The organism is Streptomyces sp. NPDC093568, from assembly GCF_044764945.1.
Classification (GTDB): domain Bacteria; phylum Actinomycetota; class Actinomycetes; order Streptomycetales; family Streptomycetaceae; genus Streptomyces.
Map to the genome: position 1 here is coordinate 896,436 of NZ_JBIWJD010000001.1, position 17,254 is coordinate 913,689.

At 73.5% G+C, this 17,254-nt stretch carries 7 protein-coding genes; 2 read left to right on the forward strand and 5 right to left on the reverse strand.

Annotated elements, in window-relative coordinates:
- Window positions 1–14 precede the first annotated feature (14 nt).
- The 5 genes from ACIRD7_RS03885 to ACIRD7_RS03905 are packed head-to-tail and all read right to left on the reverse strand — an operon-like array spanning window position 15 to window position 14,065.
- Window positions 15–1,793 (reverse strand): acyl-CoA dehydrogenase, encoded by a 1,779-nt coding sequence (locus ACIRD7_RS03885; RefSeq protein ID WP_403449319.1) that lies wholly within the window; start codon window positions 1,791–1,793, stop codon window positions 15–17.
- Window positions 1,790–3,481, reverse strand: a complete 1,692-nt coding sequence (locus tag ACIRD7_RS03890) for an acyl-CoA dehydrogenase family protein (protein ID WP_403449322.1) — start codon at window positions 3,479–3,481, stop codon at window positions 1,790–1,792. Before ACIRD7_RS03890 ends, ACIRD7_RS03885 begins: the two co-directional genes overlap by 4 nt.
- On the reverse strand, window positions 3,478–5,232 hold the full coding sequence (locus tag ACIRD7_RS03895) for a fatty acyl-AMP ligase (RefSeq protein ID WP_403449323.1): 1,755 nt from the start codon (window positions 5,230–5,232) through the stop codon (window positions 3,478–3,480). Before ACIRD7_RS03895 ends, ACIRD7_RS03890 begins: the two co-directional genes overlap by 4 nt.
- On the reverse strand, window positions 5,229–6,944 hold the full coding sequence (locus ACIRD7_RS03900; protein WP_403449325.1) for a thioester reductase domain-containing protein: 1,716 nt from the start codon (window positions 6,942–6,944) through the stop codon (window positions 5,229–5,231). The genes ACIRD7_RS03895 and ACIRD7_RS03900 overlap by 4 nt, the downstream gene beginning before the upstream one ends.
- Window positions 6,945–6,949: 5 nt before the next feature.
- Window positions 6,950–14,065, reverse strand: a complete 7,116-nt coding sequence (locus ACIRD7_RS03905; protein ID WP_403449326.1) for an amino acid adenylation domain-containing protein — start codon at window positions 14,063–14,065, stop codon at window positions 6,950–6,952.
- A gap of 324 nt (window positions 14,066–14,389) precedes the next feature.
- Here ACIRD7_RS03905 and ACIRD7_RS03910 point away from each other — a divergent pair, with 324 nt between their 5' ends.
- Together ACIRD7_RS03910 and ACIRD7_RS03915 are read left to right on the forward strand one after the other, a co-directional pair.
- Window positions 14,390–15,745, forward strand: coding sequence for a LuxR C-terminal-related transcriptional regulator (locus tag ACIRD7_RS03910; protein WP_403449329.1), 1,356 nt, complete (start codon window positions 14,390–14,392; stop codon window positions 15,743–15,745).
- On the forward strand, window positions 15,735–17,249 hold the full coding sequence (locus ACIRD7_RS03915; RefSeq protein WP_403449331.1) for an MFS transporter: 1,515 nt from the start codon (window positions 15,735–15,737) through the stop codon (window positions 17,247–17,249). The genes ACIRD7_RS03910 and ACIRD7_RS03915 overlap by 11 nt, the downstream gene beginning before the upstream one ends.
- The last annotated feature ends 5 nt before the right edge of the window (window positions 17,250–17,254 follow it).

Genomic DNA, 17,254 nt, shown 5'->3' on the forward strand with positions numbered 1-17,254 from the left:
CTCCGGGTGAGTGGTCAGGCCCCGGTGGGGCGGCAGTCGAGGTCGAAGGTCAGGCCCGCGTCGAAGCGTCGGACGAGCTCGGCGTAGAGGGGTTCCGCGAGCGCGCGGGGCAGCGGGTCGCGGTGGCGGTCCAGGTGCGCGCCGAGGCGGTGCAGGGCGGCGAGCACGCCCGCCGGCTCGGCGGCGAGGCCGGTGGCGCCCTGCGGCCGGTGCCACCAGGTGTTGAGACAGGCGGAGGCGGCCAGCACCCCGGACCAGCGCGTGGCCAGCCCGAACGCGTACGGCGAGGCGGCGGCCCCCAGTTGGTGCGGGCCGAGGTCGGCGGCAGCCGTGGCCAGTGCGTCCAGTTCGGCGCACCAGGCACGGGCCTCGGCCGCGACCTCGCCGTCCGCCGGCTCGGCCGCCGCGCCCGCTGTCAGCGAGCGGGCCAGCGGGTCGCGCCCACCGCCGGTCACGGCCAGGTCCCCGAACCGCACCGGCGCCGGCGGCTGCCCGGGGCGGAACGTCTCCTCGGGCAGCTCGGCCGCGTCCGCCCTGAGCCAGCTGCGGCGCGCGGTCGGCGCCAGCTGAGGCAGCAGCGCCGACAGGCAGGAGACCCGGGAGGCGTGCCCGAAGGCCGACGGCTGGACGTCGCGCAGCAGCTTCTGGAACAGGGGCTGTTCGGCGGCGCGCAGGTAGAACTGCGAGCCGAGCAGCTCCGAGAGCCGGTAGACCGCCCGCATCAGCACGCGGGGCACGAAGGACTTGACCGCTGCCGCGTATACGCCGGCCTGGGCGGATGCCGTTCGGACAGTGCGGGCGGCGACCGCGGTGAAGGTGTCCGCCAGGAGGAGGTCGGCGAAGGTCTCGGCGAGGATCGACCGGGACAGCGGCAGGTCGGTGACCGCGCCGCCGTAGAGTCGGCGCGCCCGTGCCCCGCGCAGCGCGGTCCGCAGGGCGGTGTCGAGCAACCCGACGGTCATCCCGGGCACCGCGATCCGCGTCAACTGGAAGGACCGCAGGGCGGTTTCGACGCCCAGTCCGGGACGCCCGAGCACACTCTCGGGCGGGGCGGGGCAGTCCGTGAACTCGATGCCGCCGAGCTGCACTCCGCGCATGCCGACGGTGTCGTACCGCTCCAGGTGCCGGACCGCCCTCGGCGTCAAGTACTCGGCGTCGAGAAGAAGTTGGGAGTGACTGCGGCTGCCGTGCGCGGGATCCGTACGAGCGAACAGCACCACGGCCCGGGCCCGGCGCAGATTGGCCACGACCTCCTTGCGGCCGTTGAGCCGCAGGCGGCCGTCGGGGTCGGGCAGGGCGGTGAGGCCCGCGCGGGAGAAGTCGTTGCCGTGCGCCAGCTCGTGGTAGGCGCAGGCCACCCGGTCACCGGCGAGCAGCCGCTCGGCCAGCCAGGCCTGCTGTGCGACGCTGCCCGCCGTCCAGACGTTCACCGCCGCCATGAAGGACCCCGCGCCGTAGCCGAGCCCCAGGCTGGGGTCGCGGCGGTAGACGGTCCGCATGACGCAGATCAGCTGTTCGAGGCCGGTGAAGCGGCCGCCCAGCGCCTCCGGCACGAAGTGCGCGTTCAGCCCGAAGCCCGTGAGGAGTTCCTCGCCCGCCGCGAGCATCTCGGCACGCTCGTCGGCGGCGACGACCTCGGCGCGGCCCACCGGGTTCCCCGGGGCCTCCGCGTCACCGAACAGCTCCTCCAGCGCGCCGGCCTCCTTGTCGTAAGCCACCCGCGACTTGTCGTGCGCCATCTCCGACTTGCCGTGTATCACCGTCGACTTGTCGTGCGCAACCTGCGACGTCACGGGACCAGCTCCTTCTCCATGGCCGTCCGGTACGCGTCCGGGACAGCCGTCAGCACCGGTTCGTACGCGTCGTCCGGCGCCTCGTGGCCCGGCCTGAGCAGTTCGAGCGCGCGTTCCAGGGCGGCCGTCAGCCGAAGCGCCCGCCCCGCGTCGGAGGGGGCCGCGAGCAGCAGGTGGGCGGCGGACGCGCCCGCGAAGCACAGCTCGTAGCGGCGCGCCGCGGCGAAGGCCTCCGGGGGAGTGTCACGGGTGGCCGGACGCAGAGCGGCCATGTCCTGCGCGAGGGCGGCGACCTCCGACGAGAGCTCGGTGACCAGCTCGCGCACCCGTGGCGGTACGACCATGTCCGCTCGATCGGCCGCTGCGGCCAGGCCCTGCACGACGCTGCACCCGGTACGGCTCAGCAGGCGCAGCCCGTCGAAGCGCAGCGGCGGCAGCGCCCGCGTCCCGGCCGCGGCGGCGAGCCCGGCTGCGTCGTGCGCGCCGGTCCGTGCCAGGCGGCCGAGGACCGGGAACTGGGCGATCAACGAGGAGCGGTTCACGGCCGTACTGCCGTCGAAGACGGCGACGATACGGTGGTCGCGCTCCAGCTTCTGGAACATGCCGTGTGCGAAATGATCCGCCAGGAACCCTCGCGCGCCGAGGAGTTCGGCGAGATCGTCGATGGTCTGCTGGACGATTTCCGGCACCCCGGCCTTCGCGACGGCCGACACCACGCTCATCTCACCGGTCAGACAGTGCGCCGAGCGCGCCGCCATCGTCGAGGCGGCCTCGGCGAGCGCCAGGGACGCCGCTGCCCGGCCCAAGGTCCGGCGGGCGAGGGGCAGGTGGAGCAGGGTCGTACCGTGCATCGCGCGGTGCTCGGCGAACTCGTACGCCAGCCGCAGTGCGTGCTCGCCCGCGCCGAGGGAGAGCGAGCAGCACACGGTCCGGGTCAGTTGGAGGGCGCGCAGGACGGTCTCCAGGCCGTCCCCGACCCGGCCGGTCAGCGCGTCGGCGGGAACCTCGGCGCCGTCGAAGCGGATGCCGCTGATGTCGGCCCCGCGGATGCCGTGCGTCGGCTCCTTGGGCAGCGGCCGCCAACCGCCCGCCGACAGCTGGTCCTTGTCGACGAGGAACAGACTGAATCCGCGCGCCCCGCCCTCGGGCGCGGTCCGGGCCAGTACGGCGATGAGCCCTCCGCGCGTGGCGTTGTTGATCGGCCACTTCGTCCCCTCGAGGCGCCAGCCGCCCGCCTCCGTCGGCACCGCCGTGAGCTGGCCCGCCAGCAGGTCGCTGCCCCGGCCCAGCTCGGTCAGCCCCCAGGACACCACGGCCTTCTCGTCGAGGACACGCCCGGCGAGCGCGCGCCGCTGCTCGTCGGAACCCGCGACCCAGGTGGACACCGCGCCGAGGAACGTCTTGCCGTGCGCGACCGCCACGGTCACGTCGCGAGACGCCACCACCCGCAGCGACGCGAGCAGTTCGGGCAGGCCCCCGGGCGCGCCGCCCAGCTCGGCCGGAACGTAGGCGCGGGCGATCCCGCAGCGGTCCAGGAGCGCGCAGGCCTCGGCGGGGAACTCCTCCCGGGCGTCCAGGCGCGCGCTGCGACGCGGGTCGAACGGGCCGTCCGCGACGGCGGCGTCCCTGAGCGCCGCCTCCAGGACGGCGGGCAGGGCGAAGGGCCCGCCCGGCGGAGCCACGGTCATATGGTCCCCTCCGCCATCACGGCACGCACTGCCGGGTCGATCTGCGCGTACACCGGGGTGAGCGCACCCTCCAGGAAGAGCCGGCGCATCTCGGACCGCTGCACCTTGCCGCTGGTGGTCTTGCGCACGGCACCCGGCCTGAGCAGGACGAGACCGGCCGTGCGGACCCCGAACTCGCGCTGGACGGTGGCCCGCAGAGCCACGGCCAGCTCCGCCAGTTCCTCCGGTCCGAACCGGCCGCGGATCTCGTGCAGCACCACGACCTCCTCGTGCGGCACCGGCACGGTGAAGACGGTGCCCGCCAAGGTCGCCAGCGGAGCGTGCTGCAGCCGCAGCTCGTGCTCGATGTCGTGCGGGTAGAGGTTGCGGCCGTGCACGATCAGCAGGTCCTTGATGCGCCCGGTCACATAGATCTCGCCGTCGAGGACGGCGCCCAGGTCACCGCTGCGCAGGAACGGGCCCTCGCCGTCTGCCGTGCGGGCACCGAACGTCGCCTCGGTCGCCTCGGGCCGCCCCCAGTAGCCGGCCGCCACACTGGGCCCGCGCAGCCAGATCTCCCCGGTGCTGCCGTCGGGCAGCACCCGGTGGTCGGCCGGGTCGACGATCCGTACGTCGAAGTCCGGCACATCGCCGCAGCCGACCAGCTCCCGCGCCGCCTCGCCGGGCCGCGGGGGCTCCAGCGTGTGCTTCTCCAGGGCCTCGGGATCCACGGCCTCGATCCGCGGCGGCCGGCTCGCCCGCCCCGACACGAACACCGTGGCCTCCGCCATGCCGTAGCACGGCGCGAGGGACTCGGCGCGGAAGCCCGCCGCGGCGAAGCGGTCGGCGAAGTCGCGCAGGGTGGAGGCCTGGATCGGCTCGGAGCCGTTGGCCGCGAACCGCCAGCGCGACAGGTCGAGCCGCTCCAGCTGGGCGTCCGTGACCCGGCGTACGCACAGCTCGTAGGCGAAGTTGGGCGCCGCCGAATACCCGAGGTCGTATTTGTCGATGAGGGCCAGCCACTGGTGCGGGCGCTTCAGGAACGCCATGGGAGACATCAGCGCGCAGCTGCTGCCGAGGAACAGGCTGGGCAGCAGCTGACCCATCAGCCCCATGTCGTGGTACAGGGGGATCCAGCCGCCGAAGTTGGTGTCCTCGGTCAGCCCCAGCGCGCGCCGCAGGCTGTCCGCGTTGTGCAGCAGGTTGGCGTGGTCGACCATCACGCCCTTGGGGTCGCCGGTCGATCCGGACGTGTACTGCAGCAGCACCAGATCGCCGGAGCGGGCCTCGGGGTCGCGCCACCCGTCGGCGTCGCCGAAGCCGTCGGTGTCGCTGGCCGCGACGGTGAGGCCGAGGCCCTCGCTCTCGCTCCACCGGCGGGCCTCGTCCAGCTGCCCCGTGTCGGTGAGGGCGACGCGCACCCCCGCGTCCAGGGCGATCCCGGTGACCCGGCGCTGCTGGTACCGGAACTGCCCCGGCATCGGCGAGGGCACGGCGACGACACCGGCGTACAGGCAGCCGAGGAAGGCGGTGACGAAGGGCAGGCCCGGCGGGTGCAGCAGCATCACCCGGTCGCCGGGGGCGCACCGCTGCTGCAGCCAGGAGGCGACCCGGCGGGCCTCGGCGTCCAGCGCTGCGTAGTCGAGGGTACGGGCGCCGGCGGCCGCGTCGTGGTCGTGGACGAAGGTGACGGCGGCGCGCCCCGCCCGCTCCACGGCGTGGCGGCGCAACAGGTGCAGGGCGCTGCGCTCGGTCAGCGGGGAGTCGGTCACGGTGCGGTCCTCTCGGCCCTCCGCGCACGCGCGGGCAGATAGCGGGTGGATTCGAAGTAGTCGAGGTAGCGGCCGATCAGTTCCCGCTCGGGCGGCAGGCACGCGATGCCCGAACCGGCCAGCGCCGCCCGCAGGTTGGCGGTCTCGAAGACCGGCCTGCTGCCCCGGTAGCCGAGGTCCTCCGCGGGCAGCTCCGGCCCGAACAGCGGCAGGAACCGGGCGAGTTCGTTCTCCTCGCCGCGTTCCGTCGCCGCCGTCAGCTCGGCGTACCAGTCGCCGTACGACAGCCTGCGCAGCGGATAGCCGCACTCGGCGAGCAGCTCGACCAGCCGGTCCCAGGCGAGCGGATGCCCGCCGGGCAGGTTGAATGAGGTGCCGTGCCACTGCCCGCCCAGCGCCACATGGGCGACCGTCGCGGCGCAGAAGTCGACCGGTGTCAGCTCCAGGAAGACATCGAACTCAAGGGCGGCGCCGAGTTGGACGCACCCCTTCACGGTCGCGTTGAGGAAGGTGTCCGTGGCACAGGCGCCGGTGCTCTGCGCGCCGGTGATCTGGCCGGGACGGTAGACGCACGTGGGCAGTCCCCGCGCGTGGGCCTGCGCCATCATGCGGTCGCCGACCCACTTGGTCTGCCGGTATCCGCCCACCACGCCCTCGGGGTCGGTCGCCGCGTCCTCCGCCCACCGGTGCTCGCCGGGCCGGCCGGGGTAGACGGCGAGCGAGGAGATGTAGTGCACGGGTTTGACCCGGTGCCGGGCGGCCAGCCGCAGCACCTCCTGGGTGCCGAGGACGTTGACCGGCTTCAGCCGGCGGTACGGCAGCGCGTAGCTGGACCAGGCCCCGTTGTGGACGATCATTTCGACGTCCCGGGCCAGCCGCAGATAAGTCTCCCGGTCCAGCCCGAAGTACGGGCGGGCCAGGTCGCCGGGCACCCCGGTGAACCGCTGCTCGTCGCCGTCCCGCCACACGCCGTACCCCTCCATGGCGGCCCTGACCCGGGCCGCCGCCTGCCCGGGGCTGTCGGCGCGAACCAGGACGTACAGCCGGGCGGTGGAGCGGTCGAGCAGCTCGCGCATCAGGAAGGCGCCGGTGTAGCCCGTGCCGCCGGTCAGCAGCACACTGCCGTACGGCGCGGACCCGGGCGGGAGCGCGTCCGGCGCCGGGACGATGTCGGCGGGCAGCAGGGCCTCGGCGGCCAGATCCTCGGCGGCGATGGACCGCGGATGGCCGGCCGGGCCCCCGGCGGCGGCCGTGGTGTCCGCGGCGCCGAGATGCCGTACGAGACGTTCCACGGTGGGGTTGTCGAACAGTTTGCGCAGGCTGATCCGGGCGCCGGTCGCCGCCTGCAGCCGGGCCGCCATCTGCGCTGCCGCGAGGGAGTCCCCGCCCAGCTCGAAGAAGTTGTCCTTCAGGCCCACCCGGCCGACGCCGAGGACGTCGGCCCAGATCGCGGTGACCTGGACCTCCTGGGGCGTCTGGGGGGCCACATAGGTGGCGGCGGCCGGCGAGTCGTCCTCCGCCACGGCGGGCAGTCTGCCCCGGTCGACCTTTCCGTTGGGCAGCTTGGGCAGCTCGGGCAGGACCACGAAGCGGGACGGGACCATCGCGTCGGGCAGCTGCTCGGCGGCGAAGCCCCGCAGCCCGGTCCGGAAGGACGCCCACGCGGCCTGCGCCAGCGGGTCGTTGGCCGTCGGTGTGACGGATGCGTTCACGGTGCTCACCGCTCCCTCGGCTGAAAGGCGTCGCCCACGTGGTCGGCGGGCTCGAACAGGGCGTCGAACTCACCCGTCCGGCCCGTGTCGGGCGGGTTCAGGCGGACGGCACGGCCGTGGCGGGCCGCCAGAGCGGCGATGTCCTCGGGGGCGAGCGCGTCGCGGTCGTTCGCCTCCCACAGGGCCCGTTCCAGGTCCCAGGCCGTCGTCCCGGCGTCCGGTTCGCCGTGGAGCAGGGCCAGGGCGGCGAGCGGGCGGACCAGCCGGCGGTCCGGCATCCCGGTGACGGTCAGGGTCCGCTCCGGTGCCGTGCCGCCGAGCAGTTCCTCCAGGGCTTCGGCCCCGGCCACGTCGTCCCACGCCAGCCGCTTGCCGTCGGCCGGCGGGCCGGGCACGCGAGCGTGGCCGAACAGGGTCACGTCCCAGCGGAACCGGGTGAGTTCGTTGGCGCTGTGGCCACGCTTGAGCTCGATGCGCAGGCCCGCCCCCACCGAGGCGGCGAACTCCTCGAAGAAGCCGGTGGTCAGGCAGAGTTCCCGCTCCTCCGCCAGCGCGCGGGACGCCGCCGCGGACACCTCGCGCGCCGGGCCGAAGGCGGGCGCCCGGCGCAGCTGGGTGTCCGCGTGGAAGGCGGGCAGCAGGGACAGATCCCGCACGTCCCCGACGAAGACGGCACCCGTGGGACCGGCCACCCGGACCGCCTCGACCAGGACCCGGCGCAGATAGTCCGCCCCCGGGAAGTACTGCACCACGGAGTTGAACAGCACCAGGTCGGCGCTGGCGTCGGGCAGTCCGGTCAACGCGAGGGCCTCGCCCTGGCGCAGGCTGATGTGCTCGGGCAGCCGGCCGCGCACCGAGACCGACGCGGCGGCGGTGGCCAGCGCCGCGGGGGAGAGGTCGATGCCCAGGTAGGAGTCGGCGCTCGGGGCCAGTTCCCGCAGGTACAGGCCGACGCCGACGCCGACGTCCACCACCCGGCGGGCACCGGTCGCCCGGATCCGCTCCACGGTGTGCCCGAGCCACTCGCGCATCTCGTGCGCGGGGATCGGCCGTTTGGTGTAGCTGCTGAGCCAGCCCGCGAAGTCCCGTTCGTCGTCGGTGGGTCCGGCCGGACGGGAGGGCTCCTCGGTGCCGCCGTCGGCGCCCCCCGGGGTGTACGCCCCCTCCCACACCTCGCGCCACCGGTCGACGTGTGCGTGCTCGCCGTCGGAGTCCTCGCCGTGGGCGACCGGGGAGACGTACGCGACGAGTTCGGCGCCGCCGCCCGGCCGCTGGGCCGCGACCACTGCGACCGAGGCGACCTCGGGGTGCCGGGAGAGCACGCTCTCGACCTCGTCGGGCTCGACGCGATGGCCGAGGATCTTCACCTGCCGGTCGATCCGGCCAAGGAACTCCAGGGCGCCGTCGGACCGCCACCGCACCCGGTCGCCGGTGCGGTACCAGCGGTCGCCGCCCGCCTCGACGAACCGCTGCGCGGTCAGCTCGGGCCGGTCCAGATAGCCGGCCGCCACCCCGTGGCCGCCGATCCACAGCTCGCCGGCCACCCCCACCGGTGTCTCCCGGCCGTCGGCCGCCGTGATCCGTACCAGGGTGTTGGCGATGGGACGGCCGATCGGCAGCGCCGCCGCGTGGACGTCACGGGCGCGGTCCAGTTCGTGGACCGTCGACCAGATGGTCGTCTCGGTCGGCCCGTACATGTTGAACACCCGCACCGACTCCAGCGTGCCGAGCAGCCGCCGGGCGAGCCCGGACGGGAAGGCCTCGCCGCCCACCAGCAGCGCCCGGAGCGGCCGGAGCGCGTCCAGTGCCTCCGGCTGCGCGGCCACGGCCGCCAGGAACGAGGGCGTGGCCTGCGCCAGGGTGGCGCCGTGCCGGACGACAAGCTCACGGAAGGAGTCCTCGCCGTCGGCCGGTACGAGCCGCTCGATCATCCGCTCGCCGGCCACCGCGACCGTCGCCCCGCGCGTCAGCGGCCACAGCAGCTCCAGCACGGAGATGTCGAAGGAGACGCTGGTGAGCGCAAGGACGACATCGTCGGCGGTGACACCGATGCGCAGATCCATGCCGGTGAAGAAGTTCACGACGTTGCGGTGCAGCAGCACCGTGCCCTTGGGGCGTCCGGTGGAGCCGGAGGTGTAGATGACGTACACCGGGTCGTCCGGGCCGGCCGGCCCGTCGAGCGGTTCCGCGGGACACGCGGCGATGTCCGCCGCGTCCCGGTCCAGCCGTACGAGCGCGCCTGCGGGCAGCGGTTCTTCGGGGCCGCCGGGGCCGGTTACCAGGCAGTCGAGGGACGCGTCCGTGGCGATGTGGCGCAGCCGGTCGGCGGGAAAGTCCGGGTCCATCGGGACGTACGCGGCCCCGCTGCGGGCGACCGCGAGGAGCGTGACCACCAGGTCGGCCGAGCGGCGGACGCTCACCCCGACCCGGCTGCCGCGCCTCGCGCCCCGTCCCCGCAGATGGTGTGCCAGCCGGGCTGCGCGCTCGTCCAACTCGGCGTAGGTGAGCCGCGCGTGGCCGTCGACGAGGGCGATCGCCTCGGGTGTGGCCGCGATCTGACGAGAGATCAGCTCAGAAACGGTCGCGGTGGTGTCGAAGGGCGCCGCCGTGTCGTTCCACGCCCGCAGCCGGCAGCGCTCGTCCGCGTCCCGCAGCTCGGCCGGCGGCATGGCCTCCGGGTCGGCGGCGAGTGCGGCGAGGGCGCGGGCGTAGTAGCCGGTCAGCCGCGCGCAGAACTCGGGGTCCAGCAGCGAGGTGTCGCAGTCCAGCCACAGGCCGAGCCTGCCGCCCGACGGGTCGACGAGGAAGTTCACCGCGAGCGGGAAGTTGGTCTCGGCGATGCCGAACCCGCCCTCCACCGAGGCCTCGGAGCCCCACTCCTGATGGAAGTCCATGAAGTTGACGTACGAGTCTACGGAGAGGTCCCCGTGATCGCGCAGGATGCGGGCGTACGGGTAACGGCGGTGCGCCACCGTGCGCCGCTCGTGCGCGTGCACCCGACGGGCCAGCTCCAGCCAGGACGCGTCGTCCACGGTGAGCCGCAGGGGCAGGGTGTTCAGGAACACGCCGATCACCTGGTCACCGCCGTCCTCCTCCAGGCGGCCGTGGGTGACCACGCCGGTCAGCACCTCGGCGCCGGGCGTCACGGAGTGCAGCACGGCCGCATGGGCGGCGACCAGCAACGACTTCGGCGGCAGACCGGCGGCGCGGGCCGCCGCCATGACCCGGGTCCCGGTCGGCGCGTCCAACGGGACGTCGAAACGGCGGTGGCGGGCCCCGGCGGGCCGCCCGGCGGTGCGCAGCGGGAGCGGCGCGGGCTCGGCCCCCGCCAACTCCTCGACCCAGAAGGCGCGATGCTCAGGCGACCCGGCCGCGGCCCGTTCGGCGGCGACGAAGTCGCGGTAGGTGAAGGGCAGTTCGGGCAGCCACAGGTCCTCGCCGGAGAGCGCGGCGCGGTAGCGCTCCACGATCTCGTCGAGCATCGCCCCGTCGCTCCACCCGTCGAGCACGACATGGTGCTCCACCACACTCAGCTGGAAGGAGTCCGCGTCCAGCGGATGGGCGGTGAAGGCCAGCAGCGGGGCGGCGGTCAGGTCGAAGTCGTGGTGCTTGGCCGCCTCCGCCCACTCGGCGAGGTGGGCGTCCCGTGCGCCGGCCGCTACGCCCAGGAGACGTTCGTCCACGGTGAGCGGGACGCGCACCTCGCGGTGCACGAGCTGGAGCGGTTCGCTGTACCCGGTCAGGTGGAAGGAACTGCGCAGCGCCGGGTGGCGGCGCACGGTGCCGTCCAGGGACGCGCTCAACCTCCCCTCGTCCAGCGGGAGTCGCACGCGGATGCTGGTGACCACCCGGTAGACGGACGAGCTCTCCTCGTACTCCGCGTGGAAGACCATGCCCGACTGCATGCTGCTGAGCGGATGCGCGTCCTCGACACCCTCGGGCAACAGCTCCCGGTCCGAGGCGCTCAGCAGCGAGAACGGCTCGGTGCGGGGGCCGTTGGGGAGGTATGGCCGGGTGCGCCGCGCCAGCCCGCGGACGGTCGGGTTCGCGTACAGGTCGGGCAGGGCGAAGGTGAGCCCCGCGCGCTCCAGGGCGGCGCGCATCCGGATGCTGAGGATCGAGTCGCCGCCCAGCGCGAAGAAGGACGCGGTGAGATCGACGCGTCCGGCGCCGAGAACCTCGGCGAAGGCGTCGTGCACCAGCCGTTCGGCGTCGTCCTGCGGCTCGGCGTCCGCCGGTTCCCGGGCGGGCGCGGTGTCCGTGGGGACGGGGAGTGAGCGCCGGTCCACCTTGCCGTTGGGCAGCAGGGGCAGCGCGTCGAGCGGCACGATGCGCGACGGCACCATGTAGGCGGGCAGCCGCTCGCGCAGCGCCGCGGTCAGGTCCGTGTCCGTGGTGGCGGGGGCGACGACGTGGGCGATCAACTGCCGTTGTCCGTCCGCCTGTCGGGGAGCGGTGACGACCGCGCTCTCGACTCCGGGCAGCGCCAGCAGCGCGGACTCGATCTCGCCGGGCTCGATCCTAAAGCCCCGCACCTTCACCTGGTCGTCCATGCGGCCGCGGTACTCGACGACGCCGTCCTCGCGCAGCGCGGCGAGGTCGCCGGTGCGGTACAGCATGCCGCCGGGCTCCCCGAACGGGTCGGTGACAAAGCGCTCGGCGGACTGCTCGGGCCGGTTGAGGTAGCCGTTCGCGACCTGGACGCCGCCGATGTGCAGTTCGCCGGGGACGCCGAACGGCAGCGGCTCACCGCCCGGATCCAGCACGTACAGCCCGGTGTTGGCGACCGCCCGGCCGATCGGCACCGGACCCCTGGTGTCCGCCTCGGTGCACCGCCAGTGGGTGACGTCGATGGACGCCTCGGTCGGCCCGTACAGGTTGAACAGCTCCGGCGCGTCCGCGCCGGTCCCGTACACGGACCGGAACCGGGCGACCGTCTCCGGCCGCAGCGCCTCGCCGCTGCACACCACCCGGCGCAGGCTCGGCACGTCGGCGGCCGACGGCTCGGCGAGGAACAGGTCCAGCATCGGCGGCACGAAATGCGCCGTGGTGACGCCGTGTTCGCGGACGACGTCGGCCAGTGCGCGCGGGTCGCGGTGCGCGCCGGGCTCGGCCAGATGCAGCCGGGCGCCCACGAGCAGGGGCCAGAAGAACTCCCACACCGACACGTCGAAGGTGAACGGCGTCTTCTGCAACACGCACTCGCGCGGTGCCAGCCCGTACTCCTCCTGCATCCACAGCAGCCGGTTCACCACTCCGCGGTGCGGCACGGCGACGCCCTTCGGCGTGCCGGTGGAGCCGGACGTGTAGATGACGTACGCGGTGTCGGACGGGTCGCCGACGGGCAACGCGCGGTCCACGGCGGGCAGTTGCGGCAGGACCTGGTCCACCGCGATGACGCCGGTGCCGGTCAGCCGTGCGGCCAGGTTCGAGGTGCTCAACACCGTGGTGACCGCGGCGTCCTCGATCTGGAACGCGAGGCGCGCCGTGGGCAGTTCGGGGTCCAGCGGCAGATAGGCCGCCCCGGACATCAGCACACCGAGCAGCGACACCACCAGATCCAGCGAGCGTTCCTGGTGCACACCGACGACCTCGCCCGGCGTCACCCCGCGCTCCGTCAGATGGGCGGCGAGCCGACGGCCGCTGTCGACGAGTTGACGGTACGTCAGTGCCGGTCCGGCGATCTGGGCGGCGACCGCGTCCGGGGTACGGGCCGCTTGGGCCTCGATCAGCTCGTGCAGGCGTGCGGGCGGGCCGTAGTCGCGGACGACCGGAGCGCCGGTGGCGAGCACGCGCCGGCGCTCGTCGCCGTCCATCGACGGCAGCCGGCCGACGGGTCCTTCGGGCTCCGCGAGTGCGTGCCGCAGCAGTGCGAGCAGGCGCCGGCTGTGTGCGGCGGGGGCGCCCGCGGTGTGGCGCTGCGGATTGGCGTCCGTGTTCAGCCGCACCCGGCTGCCCCGGGCGTCTGAGAAGAAGTCGAACCGCAGATCGTCGACGGGGCCGGAGGAGAGGTGGTGGGCGGTGCTCGGCAGGTCCCCGAAGGTGACGGCGGCGTCGAAGGTCACCACATTGACGGTGGTCCCCGCGAGGGCCCCGCGCCGCCCGTCGGGGAACAGCTCCCGGTGCAACTCCTCGCCCCGGAAGCGCTGGTGGCGCAGGGCCCGCCCGAGCTCCGCCGTGACGCCGGCGACCAGCTCGGAGAAGGAGGCGCTGCGGGGCACCGCGAGGCGCAAGGGCAGTTCGTTGGCGAACATGGCAGGGGTCGCGATGGCCGCCGCCGACGGCCGGGCGGGCAGCGGCAGCCTCAGCAGGGTCTCCTCGCTGCCGCTCAGCCGGCCCTGATAGGCGGCCACGGCCGCGACGAGCAGCGCGGAGGGCCGGGCCCCGAGCCGCCGGGCGGCGTCCCGCAGCAGCGCGACGTCGGCCTCGGACAGATCGGTGGTGCGGCGCAGCAGCCCGCGCGCGGACCCCGCCTCCCGGTCGCCGAGGCTCACCGGGTCGGGCCGCTGCGCGAACCGGTCGAGCCAGTAGGCGCGATCCCGTCCGTACGCGGGGGAGGCGGCGTAGGCGGCGTCCTCGGCGACCAGGTCCCGCAGCGGCAGCGCGCGAGTGGGCGGCGGTTCGACGCCGGCGGCGAGTGCCGTGTACACCTCGGCGATGCGCCGGATGTGGGCGCTCTGGCCGAGGCCGTCCATCACGAGGTGGTGGTGGCGTACGTACAGCAGCCGGGTGGCGGGGGAGTCCTCGATGAGGACGTGGCGGACCAGTCGATCCGACACCAGTTCGACTGGGCGGGACAGATCCGCGCGCATCCAGTCCTCGGCGGCCGCCCGAGGCCGGTCGGCGGCCGAGAGGTCGAGCACCTCCAGCGGGCTTTCGGCCACCGGCGTCACCGTCTGCCCCGGTCCGTCGGTGTCGTCCAGGCGCACCCGGAGGGCCTCGGCCTCCGCCAGGGCCGTGCGCAGCGCCCGGCGCAGCAGGCCGGTGTCGACGGCCCCGTGGATCTCCAGGTAACTCGCGCAGTTGTAGCGCGGGTTCCCGGGATCCAGTTGCTGGGCAGCCCACACACCCGACTGCGCGGCGGACAAAGGCAGACGGGTCCCCCCGTTGCTGTGTGGCATGTGGTTCGGCTCTCCCCCGTGACGTCGCTTCAAGGCCCCGTCGGGCACGCTCCGTAGGCATCAAACCTGTCAAAGTCTCCGGAAATCAGCCACTACTTGTTCGAGTAGTTGACGGGGTATAAGCCGTCGGGTAGAAGGCGCGCGCGGGATTCAACTTCCGGCGCCGACAAGGAAAAACGCGTGATCGTTCATGAGAATCTCTTTACCTCAATCGGCTAGCGTCGTAATACAACGTGCCGAAGGGAGGTCGGTCGCCGGCCGCTGATACGTGATCAACGCCTGTTGTGCCTGCTCAGGCGCGTAGGCGTGCAAGATGGACAACGGATGCACACGGGGGAGTACGTGAATCTGTATGGCCGTGCCCACGAACAAAGTGTAATAAGTCGGCGGTTGCGCGCGGTGGCCCAGGGCCGGAACTGCGTGATTCTGCTGGACGGTCCCAGGGGTTCCGGTAAGACCGCATTGGTCAATCGAATTTCAGCCACCGCGGAAGCGGGTGGGTTCGATGTCATTAGCGGCCCGGTGGCCCGGTATCGCAAGCTCTTACTCGCCGCCTCCCTCACGGGCGGTACGGGAGCGCTTCGGCCCTTTCCGCCGGACCCGGCCCGCGGGGTGTCCTGGGGTCCGGACCTGCTCGACGAGACGGTGGCCGCCGAACTCGCCGGCGCGGCCGGTGGAACGTCCCGGCCCGCGCTGATCGCCCTCGACGATGTCGCCTGGGACGATCCGGACGTCCGGGCCGCGCTTCCGAGGCTGCCCTCGGTGAGCTCGGCACGCCGGGTGCTGTGGCTGCTCTCGGGCACCAGCGTGCCTGGCCTGTCCGGCCTGCTCCAGAGCCCGGACACCCTCCGCCTCGCGCTCGCCCCGCTGTCCCGGCGCGACGCCCTGCGGATGGCCACCGACCGCCTCGGCGGGGCGCCGGACGCCTCGCTCGCCCGGCTGATCGAGGCCTGCGGCGGGCACCCCGGGGTGCTCACCGCCGTCCTGGACGGACTTGTCGCCTCCGCCGGTTACAGCGTGCGCGGTGGCGGTGTCGCGCGGCCGGCCGCCGGACCGCTGCCGCGCAGGGTGCTGACCGCGCTGCACGACGACCCGCGCCTGTCCGGGCGGGCCCGGGCCCTGATGGCCGAGGTGGCGGCCCAGCCGCGCCCGGTCCGGATGAGCGAGCTGATACAGCTGCCCGACGAGCGGGCGGTCCCCCTGCTGGGCGCGGTGCGCGAGGCGGCCGACGCCGGGGTGCTCGTGGTGGAGGGCGACCGGATCAGGTTCCGCCATGCGCTGGTGCGCGAGGCGGTCGCGCTGCTGTCGGCACGCTCGGCCGAGCACCGGGTCGCCGTCGCGCGACCGGTCGCCGCGGGGCGGGTGCGGGAGTCCGTCCCCGAGATCGTCCCCGCCGTGGTCCCCGGCCGCCCGGTGGGCGAGGACGGGGAACCCAGCCCGCTCAGCCCCACCGAGCACAACATCGTCCGGCTGGTCGCCGACGGCCTGACGAACCGTCAAATAGCTTCCCGCGTCAACCTGTCGCACCACACCGTCAACTTCCACCTCCGCAAGATCTTCCGAAAGCTGGGCGTCTCCTCCCGGGTCGAACTCGTGGGGGCCCACCTCCACCAACCGCACCCGGACGACGCCCCGACGATGCCCCCCACACCGGAGAGCAGGACCGCACATGCAGGATGAGCAGGCCGTTTCCGTCCCCGAACGGCAGGCGAACGACCCTGACCCCATCACCGGGGAGGGAGCCGCGGGCGGACCGCCCGGCTCCGGCCCACGAAGGGTGCGCGCGATGGTCCTGGTGGCCATGGCCGCCACCTTCATGGCGATGATGGACTCCTACATCGTCAACGTCGCCGTCCCGTCCATCCGCGCCGACCTCGGTGCCTCCGTCTCCGCGGTGGAGATGACGGTGGGCGGCTACATCCTGCTGTACGGGCTCTTCCTGGTGACCGGCGGCCGGCTGGGCGACATCGTCGGCTACAAGCGGATGTTCCTGATCGGCCTCGGGCTGTTCACCGCCGCCTCGCTGGCCTGTGGTGTCGCGCCGAACCCGGAGGCGCTGATCGTGTTCCGCTGCGTCCAGGGCTTCTCCGCGGCGCTGTTCTTCCCGCAGATCCTCTCCATCATCCAGACCTCGTTCGAGGGGGCACGGCGCGACCGCGCCCTCGCCCTGTTCGGCGTGACCATCGGACTGGCCGCGATCACCGGCCAGTTGATCGGCGGCGTACTGGTCCACCTCGATCTGTTCGGCTGGGGCTGGCGCCCGATCTTCCTGGTCAACCTGCCCCTGGGGCTCGCCACCATCGCCGGTGCCGCGTGGACCATGCCGGGAGTCAAGGGCGTGCAGCGGCCTCGCCTCGACCTGCCCGGCGTCGGCCTGCTCACGGTCGCGCTGCTGCTGCTGTCCTTCCCCCTGGCCGAAGGACGCACGGCCGGCTGGCCCGCCTGGTGCTTCGTGATGATGGCGCTGTCGGTTCCGTTCTTCGTCGCGTTCGGACGCTGGGAGGTGCGGCTGGCCGAAAGCGGCGGACAGCCCCTGGTCAGCCCCGCCCTGCTGCGCCTGCGCGGCTATCGGTCGGGCAACCTGGTGTTCCTCGCGTTCTTCGCCTGCAACGCCGGGCTGTTCTTCGTGCTGGCCGTGCAGTTGCAGAGCGGCCTCGGCTACTCGGCGCTCGGCGCGGGCCTGCTGTTCGCGCCGCTCGGCATCGCCTTCACCGCGGTCTCGCTGGTCGTACCGAAGATCATGAACAAGCTGGGCCTGCACATCCTGACCGCCGGCTACGCCCTCAACGCCCTCGGCTATCTCCTGCTGTTGCTCATCGCCCTGGCCGCTGGCGACAACCTGAGCGGACCGATGCTGATCCCCGCCCTCGTCGTGGTCGGAGTGGGCCAGGGCCTGGGCGTCAGCCCGCTGCTCGGCACGGCGCTGGCCGAAGTGCCGCCGCAGGAGGCCGGCAGCGCGGCCGGCGTACTGGAGACCGTGGGGCAACTGGGCATGTCGGTCGGCATCGCCCTGGTCGGGCTGCTGTACTTCAGCACCCTCGGCGACTCGGTCTCCCGGCACGGCTACACCCACGCGTTCACGGTCACGCTGGTGCTCAACCTCGTACTGGCGCTGCTGGCCACGGTGTTCGTGCCGCCGCTGCGCAAGGCCGCCGCGGCACAGATGGCGGCGGCCGCACGGTGACTCCG